The following is a 7,656-nucleotide window of genomic DNA, read 5'->3' as shown; positions in this document are numbered from 1 at the left end:
TGGGCCGACAAATCCCAAACAGGACAGTCGAGAACGTCGGTCAGCCCAAGAGTCAGACCCACCGGCAACGTCACCACGTCACATCCTCACTGTCAGCCCTCTTCGCCGTCGGGGCCGTCCGACTCCACGTCCTTGGCCAGACCGAGCTGCTCCACCAGCCACCGGTCGAACTCGACCGACGCGCGCACCCAGCTCACCGTGCTGGAGACGAAGTGCTCCAGCGAGACGCCGACGCCGATCAGCATCTGGGCCTCGCCGATCAGGCGGACCGTGCCGTCGTCGTGCGTGTGGCTGTAGATCTTCGGCCAGAGCGTGCGACGGTTCCAGTCGTCGATCAGCTCCAGCAGGCGGGACTTGTCCTCGATGGAGTGCGGACGGTCGTAGAACGTCCGGACGGAGAAGATCTCCTGCTCCTTCTCCCCCCGGAACATGAAGTAGGTGCGGAACTCCTCCCACGGCGCCGCGAGGTCACCCTCGTCGTCGACGACGTACTTCAGCTCCATCTGTTCGAGGAGCTGCTTGACCAGGTCCTGGTCGGGGATGACAGGACCGGCAGGCCCCGTCGGCTGCTTCTCGGGCTCTTGGCCCCCGAAGTTCGGAATCGAGGACGGGTCGATGCTCACCGTGGATATCCCTTCATACGATTCCTGCCATCCTCCCCTACCCCGACCCCGTCGTGGCAAGCCCGAACTTCCGTCCTCCGCCATCGGCCCGCCATGATCATCCGATGCGGGGATCCGGACGCGCGCGGCCCCCGACGCCGCCCTCGAAGGGCGCCGCCGGGGGCCGTGGCGAGGTCCGGTCGGGGGCCGTGGCAGGGGTGCCGCCGGGGCCGCTACCGCGTCGCGGTGACGGACAGGCCCTCCCGCTCCACGTCCACGTCCACGCGGACGGTGTCGCCGTCGCGGATCTCGCCCGCCAGGATCTCCCGGGCGAGCTGGTCGCCGATCGCCGTCTGGACCAGGCGGCGCAGCGGGCGGGCGCCGTAGGCCGGGTCGTTGCCCTCCACCGCCAGCCAGTCCAGCGCCGCGTCGGCGACGTCGAGGACGAGCCGGCGGTCGGCCAGGCGCCGGGCGAGTGCGTCGATCTGGAGCCGGGCGATGCGGCGCAGCTCCTCGCCGCTGAGCGCGGAGAAGATCACCAGGTCGTCCAGCCGGTTGAGGAACTCGGGCCGGAAGGAGGAGCGGACCGTCGCCATGACCTTCTCCCGCTTCTCCTCCTCCTTGGCCAGGGGGTCCATCAGGAACTGGCTGCCGAGGTTGGAGGTGAGGATGAGGATGGTGTTGCGGAAGTCCACCGTCCGCCCCTGCCCGTCGGTGAGCCGCCCGTCGTCGAGCACCTGGAGCAGGATGTCGAAGACCTCGTGGTGGGCCTTCTCCACCTCGTCCAGCAGCACGACGCTGTACGGGCGCCGCCGCACCGCCTCGGTGAGCTGGCCACCCTCCTCGTAGCCGACGTAACCGGGGGGCGCGCCGACCAGGCGGGCGACCGAGTGCTTCTCGCCGTACTCGCTCATGTCGATGCGGACCATGGCCCGCTCGTCGTCGAAGAGGAAGTCGGCGAGCGCCTTGGCCAGCTCCGTCTTCCCGACGCCGGTGGGGCCGAGGAAGAGGAAGGATCCGGTGGGCCGGTCGGGGTCGGAGACGCCGGCGCGGGAGCGGCGGACGGCGTCGGAGACGGCGCGGACGGCCTCGGTCTGGCCGATCAGCCGCTTGCCCAGCTCCTCCTCCATGCGCAGCAGCTTCTGGCTCTCGCCCTCCAGCAGCCGCCCGGCGGGGATGCCCGTCCAGGAGGCGACGACGTCGGCGATGTCGTCCGAGCCGACCTCCTCCTTGACCATGGTGTCCTTGCCGCTGGCCTCCTGTTCGGCGGCGGACGCCTCCTCCAGCTCGCGTTCCAGGGTGGGGATCTCGCCGTACAGCAGCTTGGAGGCGGTCTCGAAGTCGCCGTCGCGCTGGGCGCGCTCGGCCTGGCCGTGCAGCTCGTCGAGCTTCTCCTTCAGCTCGCCGACGCGGTTGAGGCCCTGCTTCTCCTTCTCCCAGCGGGCGGTGAGGCCGCGCAGCTCCTCCTCGCGGTCGGCCAGCTCGCGGCGGAGCCGCTCCAGCCGCTCGCGGGAGGCGGGGTCGTTCTCGTTGGCCAGGGCCAGCTCCTCCATCTTCAGCCGGTCCACGGCGCGCTGGAGCTCGTCGATCTCCACGGGCGAGGAGTCGATCTCCATGCGCAGCCGGGAGGCGGCCTCGTCCACCAGGTCGATGGCCTTGTCCGGCAGGAAGCGGGAGGTGATGTAGCGGTCGGAGAGGGCCGCGGCGGCCACCAGCGCGCCGTCGGCGATCTGCACCTTGTGGTGGGCCTCGTAGCGTCCCTTGAGGCCGCGCAGGATCGCGATGGTGTCCTCGACGGTGGGCTCGGCGACCAGCACCTGCTGGAAGCGGCGCTCCAGGGCCGGGTCCTTCTCGATCCGCTCGCGGTACTCGTCGAGCGTGGTGGCGCCGACCATGCGCAGCTCGCCGCGGGCCAGCATCGGCTTGAGCATGTTGCCCGCGTCCATCGCGGAGTCGCCGCCGGCGCCCGCGCCGACGACCGTGTGCAGCTCATCGATGAAGGTGACGATCCGCCCCTCGCTCGACTTGATCTCCGCCAGGACGGCCTTGAGCCGCTCCTCGAACTCGCCGCGGTACTTGGCCCCGGCGACCATCGCGCCCAGGTCGAGGGCGACCAGACGCTTGTTCTTCAGCGACTCGGGGACGTCGCCCTTGACGATGCGCTGCGCCAGGCCCTCCACGACGGCCGTCTTGCCGACGCCGGGCTCGCCGATGAGCACGGGGTTGTTCTTGGTGCGCCGGGAGAGGACCTGCACCACGCGGCGGATCTCCTGGTCGCGGCCGACGACGGGGTCGAGCCGGCCCTCGCGCGCGGCGGCGGTGAGGTCGGTGCCGAACTTCTCCAGGGCCTTGTAGGTGCCCTCCGGGTCCGGCGTGGTGACGCGCTGACCGCCGCGGCTGCGCTCGAAGGCGTCGAGCAGCCTGGCGGCGGTGGCGCCCTGCTGCGCGAGGAGCGTGGCGACCTGCCCGCCCTTGGCCGCCAGGCCGATGAGCAGGTGCTCGGTGGAGACATAGGCGTCGCCCAGCTCCTTGGCGCGCCGGGTGGCGTCGGCGATGACGGACAGCAGTTCGCGGTCGGGCCGCGGACGGGCCACGGTGGAGCCCTGCACGCTGGGCAGGGCGGCCAGCAGGCGCTCGGCGCCGGACCGCAGGGCGGCCTGGTCGGCGTCGGCGGCGGCGAGCAGGTCCTGGATGTTCTCGTTGTCCTGGCCCTCCAGCAGGGCCAGCAGCAGATGCGCCGGGGTGATGTCCGGGTGGCCCCCGGTGAGGGCGCGGTTGTCGGCCGCGCTGATCGCGTCCCGGCTCCTGTTCGTCAGCTCGGCGTCCACGAGTGCGTGCTCCTCCTCCTGCCGTCTCCAACTCTGCAATGAACCACATGCAGTAAGTTGAGTCTACTGCGCTCAAGGCAGAAGCGGGAAGGGAAAACGGGATAGTTTCCGGATCATGGCCACGCAATCACGACGGGACCCCCGGAATCCCGAGGACGCCTACCTCGCCTTCTGGCGCGAACGCCACCTGTGCACCCTGACCACCCTGCGGCCCGACGGGACGCCCCACGTGGTGCCGGTCGGCGTCACCTACGACCCCGAGGCGGGCCTGGCCCGGGTCATCACCCGGCGCGGCAGCACCAAGGTGGCCAACGTCCTGGCCGCCGCCGAGCGCCCCGAGGGCGCCCGGGTCGCCGTCTGCCAGGTGGACGGGCGGCGCTGGGCCACCCTGGAGGGCCGCGCGACCGTCCGCACCGACCCCGAGGCGATCGCCGACGCGGTCGCCCGGTACGCCGAGCGCTACCTGCGCACCCCGCGCCCCAACCCCGAGCGGGTGCTGATCGAGATCGCCGTGGACCGGGCGTTGGGCACCGTCTGACCGGGGTCCGGCCGGGAACCCCCGCCGACACGGCGACGCGCCGCCGGCGTCGAACGCCGGCGGCGCGTCCACGAGCGGCCCGGTGGGCGGTTCAGCCACGGGAGGCGTCGCCCGCGGCCTGGAGCAGCTTCCGCGCCTGCTCCGGGAAGGGACGGCCGAGCACCCGGCCCTGGTCGTCACCGACCGACATCACGGCCACGACCGTGCCGGACTGGCTCTCCGCGTCGTACTCCTGGAGCCACGGCCCACCGCTGGACCCCTGGGTCAGGTCGCAGGACTCCAGCAGCAGCCCGCCCACGTTGGGCGCCTGGGTGTCCCGGCCGGTCAGCAGGGCGGGCGTGCCCGCGCAGTGGCCGAGCGTCTCGCCGTCGTACGGCGCCGCGGCCGGGTAGCCCAGGACGACGGTCTGCCGGCCGGGGTCCACGGGTGCGAAGTCGATCCGGTTGGCCCCCACCCGCTCCTGGAGCGTCCGACCGTCCTTCTTCTCGACGGTCAGGAACGCGTAGTCGTACGGCAGGGAATCGGGGAGACGGCCGCGCTTCCACTCGGACTCGACGTGCGCGGACTTCACCCGCCAACCGACCCGCGCGACGTTCGCGGTGCCGTGGCGGTCGTAGCCGGGGACGAACCAGGCCTCTTCCCAGCGCGGCTCGCCGGGGTTGTGGACACAGTGCGCGGCGGTGACGACGACGCTTCCGTTCGGCGCGTCCACCACGGCTCCGGAGCAGGTGAGCAGTTGCCCGTCCGCATAGGTCCCGACGAGCTTCCCGACGGTCCTGACGGTGCCGTGGGGCCAGGGCGCCCGGAGCGCGTCGGCCACGCGCTCCGCCGGGGCGGCGGGCACGGGCGGGTTCAGCGGCGCGGCACCCAGGAGCGCGGCGGAGGTGGCGACGGTGACGACTGCGGCTATGACGGCGCGTATCTTGTCCATGCCTTCACGCTGCGCCCCGCTTAGGCCATCCGGCCATCCGCACACCGCCGATCAGGTGAGCGCGGGGATCCGTGCGGGGGATTCGGACCGCCCCGCCGGACCCGATCGGTCCGACGGGTTCGGCCGGTCCGGTCAGTCCGCCGTCCGCTGGGGGCGCCAGACCACCAGCGCGCTGGACTGCTGCACCTCCTGGTAGGGGACCAGGTCGCGGCGGTAGGACGCGTGCACCTGCGCCTCGCGCTGGCGCATGGCCAGCGCCGCGCCCTCCAGCGCCTGCTGGAGCTCGGCCACCTTGGCCTGGAGGGCGGTGACCTGGTTCTCCAGCTCGATGATGCGCTTGATGCCCGCGAGGTTGATGCCCTCGTCCTGCGACAGCCGCTGCACCTGCCGCAGTAGCTGGATGTCGCGGGCCGAGTAGCGGCGACCGCGCCCGGCGGTGCGATCGGGGGAGACGAGACCGAGACGGTCGTACTGCCGCAGCGTCTGCGGGTGGAGCCCGGAGAGCTGGGCCGCGACCGAGATGACGTAGACCGGCGAGTCGTCCGTCAGCTCATAGGGGTTGTTGCGTGCCCGTCCCTGACCCTGTCGTCCGCGGCCGTGCCCGTCCATCTTCCGTCAATCTCCCTTCGCGGCCTTGAACAGCGCCGCCCGCGGATCCTCGCCCGCGGTCGCGTCACGGTAGGACTCCAGCAGATCCCGTGCCTTGTCGCTCAGATTCCTCGGAACCGTCACCTCTATGGTGACCAACAGGTCGCCCCGAGTGCCATCCTTGCGCACCGCTCCCTTGCCGCGGGCGCGCATCGTCCGGCCACTGGGCGTACCGGCCGGCAACCGGAGGGTGACCGGCGGACCGCCGAGGGTCGGCACCTTGATCTCGCCGCCGAGCGCCGCCTCCGTGAAGGTGACGGGCACGGTGACCGTCAGGTTGTCGCCCTTGCGGCCGAACACCGGGTGCGGCTCGACGTGCACCACGACGTAGAGGTCTCCGTTCGGTCCGCCGCGCTCGCCCGGCGCGCCCTTGCCCCGCAACCTGATCCGCTGGCCGTCCGAGACCCCGGCGGGGATGCGGACCTGCATCGTGCGCGAGCTGGTGGCCCGGCCGCTGCCCTTGCAGACCTCGCACGGGTTCTCGGCGATCAGTCCGCGGCCCTTGCAGTCCACGCACGGGTCGGTGAGCGAGAACCCGCCCCCGCCGCCGCGGCTGACCTGCCCGGTGCCGACGCAGGTCGGGCAGACCCTGGGGGTGCCGTTCTTGTCGCCGGTGCCCGAGCAGGCCTTGCACGCCGCGGAGCTGGACATCCGCAGCGGGACCGTGGCCCCGTCCACCGCCTCGGTGAAGCTGAGCGTCACCTCGGACTCGATGTCCTGACCGCGGCGCGGCTGCGTGCGGGTGGTGGTGCCGCCCCGGCCGAACAGACCGCCGAAGACGTCCCCGAGGCCGCCGCCGAAGCCGCCGGCCCCGGCTCCGCCCGGGGCGCCGCCTCCGAAGAGGTCGCCCAGGTCGAAGTTGAAGCCGCCGCCCGCCGCTCCCGGGCCGGTGCGGAACCCGCCGGCGCCGAAGAGCGCGCGCGCCTCGTCGTACTCCTTGCGACGCTTGGGATCGCCCAGGACGTCGTGCGCCTCGGAGACCTCCTTGAAGCGCTCCTCCGCCTGGCGGTCGCCCTTGTTGGCGTCCGGGTGGTACTCGCGGGCGAGCTTCCGGTACGCCTTCTTGATCTCCGCCTCGGTGGCGTCCTTCGGGACGCCGAGGACCTTGTAGTAGTCCTTCTCCACGAAGTCCTTGGTACTCATCCCCGGCGTCCCTCCTCTCGGTCTCTCCTCGCGTCAGCCCTGTTCGGGGCCACCGCTCTCCTCATCCGGTGCCGCTTCCGCCTGCTGTGCCTCGGCCGTCGTCGACGACGGGGACGACGGCTGCGCGCCCGGCTGTGGCTCGGCGACCCCGACCCGCGCGGGGCGGATCGTGCGCTCGCCGATGCGATACCCGGGCTGAAGGATCTGCACGCACGTCGTCTCGGTGACATCCGGAGAATACGAGTGCATCAGAGCCTCGTGCACGGTCGGGTCGAAGGGTTCGCCCTCCTTGCCGAACTGCTGCAGCCCCATCTTGGCCACCACGGTCTCCAGCGACTCGGCCACCGACTTGAAGCCGCCGACCAGCTCGCCGTGGTCCCGTGCGCGGCCGATGTCGTCGAGCACCGGCAGCAGCTCGGCCAGCACGTTGGCGACCGCGATCTCCTTGACGGCGGCCCGGTCCCGCTCGACCCGGCGGCGGTAGTTGGAGAACTCCGCCTGGAGCCGCTGGAGATCCTGGGTGCGCTCGTTCAGGGCGCTGCGGGCCTGGTCGAGCTGGGCCGTCAGCGCCGCCACCGCGCCGGCGTCGCCGGCCTGCTCCTCCGGACCCGCCTCCTCGGCGGGCCCGGAGGTCTGCGCCGAGGTGTCGGCGGGCTGCTCCGGCTGCCCGTTCAGGTCGTGCTGCCCCTGAGCCGGGGCCGCCGGTTCGGTGGGGACGTCGGGCTTCTGCTCAAAGCCCGGGGTCTCCTCCGTCACGCTGCATCACCCTTGTTGTTGGACTTGTCGTCGTCGACGATCTCGGCGTCCACCACGTCGTCGTCGCTGTTCTGGGCGCCGGCTCCGGCGGAACCGCCGGCGGCCTGCTGACCCTGGGCGTCGGCGTACAGCGCCTGCCCGAGCTTCTGGCTGGTGGAGGCCACCTTCTCCGACGCCTCCCGGATCGCCGCGGTGTCCTCCCCCTTCAGC

Annotated in this window: 7 protein-coding genes and 1 pseudogene; 1 reads left to right on the top strand and 7 read right to left on the bottom strand. The window is 72.0% G+C overall.

From position 1 onward, the window contains the following. Window positions 1-92 precede the first annotated feature (92 nt). A complete protein-coding gene (locus IF47_RS0126305) occupies window positions 93-623 on the bottom strand; it encodes a YbjN domain-containing protein (protein WP_031511500.1) in 531 nt (176 codons plus the stop codon). 212 nt (window positions 624-835) lie between these two features. Then, window positions 836-3,430: an ATP-dependent chaperone ClpB gene (gene clpB, locus IF47_RS0126300; RefSeq protein WP_031511499.1), complete on the bottom strand. Its 2,595-nt coding sequence runs from the start codon at window positions 3,428-3,430 to the stop codon at window positions 836-838. Window positions 3,431-3,545: 115 nt separating this feature from the next. Between clpB and IF47_RS0126295 the strand changes: the two genes are divergently transcribed. Next, window positions 3,546-3,968, top strand: a complete 423-nt coding sequence (locus IF47_RS0126295; protein ID WP_031511498.1) for a pyridoxamine 5'-phosphate oxidase family protein — start codon at window positions 3,546-3,548, stop codon at window positions 3,966-3,968. Between the two features lie 91 nt (window positions 3,969-4,059). Here IF47_RS0126295 and IF47_RS0126290 read toward each other — a convergent pair whose 3' ends face one another. From IF47_RS0126290 to dnaK, 5 genes and pseudogenes are all read right to left on the bottom strand, one after another. Further along, entirely contained in the window at window positions 4,060-4,899 is an 840-nt protein-coding gene (locus tag IF47_RS0126290; protein WP_051718259.1) for a trypsin-like serine peptidase, read from the bottom strand. 132 nt (window positions 4,900-5,031) lie between these two features. Further along, window positions 5,032-5,508: a heat shock protein transcriptional repressor HspR gene (locus tag IF47_RS0126285; protein WP_031511496.1), complete on the bottom strand. Its 477-nt coding sequence runs from the start codon at window positions 5,506-5,508 to the stop codon at window positions 5,032-5,034. A 6-nt stretch (window positions 5,509-5,514) separates the two neighbouring features. Next, window positions 5,515-6,690 carry a molecular chaperone DnaJ gene (dnaJ, locus tag IF47_RS0126280; RefSeq protein WP_031511495.1) on the bottom strand — a complete coding sequence of 392 codons (1,176 nt, stop codon included), beginning with the start codon at window positions 6,688-6,690 and terminating at the stop codon, window positions 5,515-5,517. Between the two features lie 33 nt (window positions 6,691-6,723). Continuing rightward, window positions 6,724-7,446: a nucleotide exchange factor GrpE gene (gene grpE, locus IF47_RS0126275; RefSeq protein WP_031511494.1), complete on the bottom strand. Its 723-nt coding sequence runs from the start codon at window positions 7,444-7,446 to the stop codon at window positions 6,724-6,726. Then, window positions 7,443-7,656 (bottom strand): annotated as a pseudogene (dnaK, locus tag IF47_RS28340) (molecular chaperone DnaK); the annotation flags it as partial. The pseudogene dnaK and the gene grpE, both read right to left, overlap by 4 nt.

This window comes from Streptomyces megasporus, from assembly GCF_000718985.1.
In the GTDB taxonomy this organism is placed as follows: Bacteria; Actinomycetota; Actinomycetes; order Streptomycetales; family Streptomycetaceae; genus Streptomyces; species Streptomyces megasporus.
This window is presented reverse-complemented; position numbering and strand designations above follow the sequence as displayed.